General features: G+C 59.6%; 2 protein-coding genes. One reads left to right on the plus strand and one right to left on the minus strand.

What is annotated here, in order from left to right; translation table 11 throughout:
• The coding region (thrC, locus tag lacNas_RS04580; RefSeq protein ID WP_201331751.1) for a threonine synthase at window positions 1-1,423 on the minus strand (1,423 nt) is incomplete at its 3' end.
• A gap of 168 nt (window positions 1,424-1,591) precedes the next feature.
• On the opposite strand from thrC, the gene thrB reads away from it, so the two are divergent.
• Window positions 1,592-2,266, plus strand: a 675-nt coding sequence (gene thrB / locus lacNas_RS04585; protein ID WP_201346635.1) for a homoserine kinase, incomplete at its 3' end; no start/stop codon positions are given.

The following is a 2,266-nucleotide window of genomic DNA, read 5'->3' on the forward strand; positions in this document are numbered from 1 at the left end:
CCTGGCTGCTGCGGCCCAGGAAGGCTTCCATGGCCGGCGGCAGGGAGCCGACCAGGTCAGTCAGCTGCTTCAAGGCCGGCAGGCCCTTTTCCTTGACGGCCTGGCCGCTGATGGCGTGGTAGACCGTTTCCGGGAACTTGAAAGGACTGGCCGTGGACAAGACGACGGTTGGTCCTGGGGCCGCCACCTGCTCTTTGAAGTGCTTGGCAGCCAGGGAGGCCACGGCCGTGTGCGGGTCGATGACGTAGCCGCTCTCTTGGTGAACCCGCTTGATTTCGCCTTCGATTTCCTCCGGAGTGGCATAGTCGGCCCAGAAGCCGTCCAGCTTGGCCCGCATTTCTTCTGGCAGCTGGTATTCGCCCTTGCTGGTCAATTGTTCCATCAACGACTTGACCAGGTCCGGATCCTGGCAGAGGTCAAAGAGCAGGCGCTCCAGGTTGCTGGAGACCAGGATGTCCATTGACGGCGAGTTGGTAACGTAGAAGTCCCGCTTCTTGTCGTACTTGCCGGTCTTGAAAAAGTCGGTCAGGACATTGTTCTTGTTGGAAGCGCAGATCAGGCGGCCGACCGGCAGGCCCAGCTTTTTGGCATAGTAGCCGGCCAGGATGTCGCCGAAGTTGCCCGTCGGCACCGAGAAGTTGACCGGGTCGCCCGGCTTGATGGCGCCTTGATCCAAGAGCTGCCCGTAAGCGGCGAAGTAGTAGACGACTTGAGGCAGCAGGCGGCCGATGTTCATGGAGTTGGCGCTGGAGAAGGTCAGGTCATGCTGGGCCAGCAGGCTGTTCATGTCCGGGTCATTGAAGATCTGCTTGACGCGGCTCTGGGCCTGGTCAAAGTTGCCTTCAACCGCCACGGCCACGGTGTTGGCGCTGTTTTCGCTCAGCATCTGCTTGAGCTGGATCGGGGCCACGCCCTGGTAAGGGTAAAAGACGATGACCCTGGTCTTCTCCAAGGCCTGGAAGCCCCGCATGGCGGCCGTCCCGGTGTCCCCGGAAGTTGCCGTCAAAATCACGATGCCGCGCTGGTCGGCGGAATTCGCCAGCGCCGTCTTCATCAAGCGGGGCAGGCACTGCAGGGCCACGTCCTTGAAGGCCAGAGTCGGCCCGTGGAAGAGCTCGAGATAGTGGCTGCCGGCCTTTTCAGTGGTCAGCGGGGTGATCCGGTCATCGTCCCATTGACTGCCGTAAGCCCCTTGAACGATGGCTTCCAGCTGCTGGGAACTGTAGTCGGGCAAAAAGCGCTCCAAGATGCTTTTGGCCAATTCCTGGTATGGCAGGGCAAAGAGCTCCTGCAAGCCGGCCGGCGTGAAAGCGGCCGGGAATTCTTTAGGCACGAACAGGCCGCCGTCTGGGGCCAGGCCTTGAACGATTGCTTGGGCAGCGGTAACTTCGTGCCCATGACTGCGAGTACTGCGGTAAATCATAGATCCTCCCTAAAAAAGCTGGGTATAGTAACAATGGTTAGGAGAAAAAATTTTTTCTTTATGGCTAATTATAACGATGAAATCATTTTTCTTAAAGGGAAAACATGATAGAATGATTAAAAAAGTCGGCAAAACAGTGCTTTGCAGTTAAAAATGAGGTGAACAAGCGTGAAAATCAAAGTCCCAGCATCCAGCGCCAACTTAGGTCCGGGTTTTGACTCCATCGGGGTGGCCATTTCCCTTTACCTGACCATCGAGGTCCTGGGCGAGAGCGACCGCTGGCAGGTGGACCACAGTTTGGGCGACCTGCCCCGGGACGAGAAAAACATGATCGTCCAGGCCGCCTTGAGCGTCAAGCCGGACCTGCATCCCCGCCGCCTGCGGGTCGAATCCGACATTCCCCTGGCCCACGGCCTGGGCTCCAGCTCCAGCGCCATCGTCGGCGGCATCGAGCTGGCCGACCAGCTGGGCGGGCTGAACCTGGCGCCGCATGAGAAGATCGAAATCGCCAGCCAGCTGGAAGGGCACCCGGACAACGTGGCGCCGACGATTCTGGGCAGCCTGGTCGTCGGCTGCAAGGTCAACGGCCACTTCACGGCCGTCAAGGCACCGGTGCCGCCTTTTGCCATGATCGCCTACATTCCGGCCTACAATCTGAAAACCAGCGATGCCCGGGCAGTTTTGCCCGCGGAAATGTCCTTTAAAGACGCGGTTCAGGCCAGTGCCGTGGCCAACACGGCGGTGGCAGCCCTGTTTGCCCAGGACTATGAGAAGGCGGGCGAATTGATGGAGGCCGACCTCTTCCATGAACGCTACCGCAGCCGCCTGGTCCCGGAACTGGAG

The sequence above is a fragment of the Lactobacillus nasalidis genome, assembly GCF_016587775.1.
Lineage (GTDB): Bacteria > Bacillota > Bacilli > Lactobacillales > Lactobacillaceae > Lactobacillus > Lactobacillus nasalidis.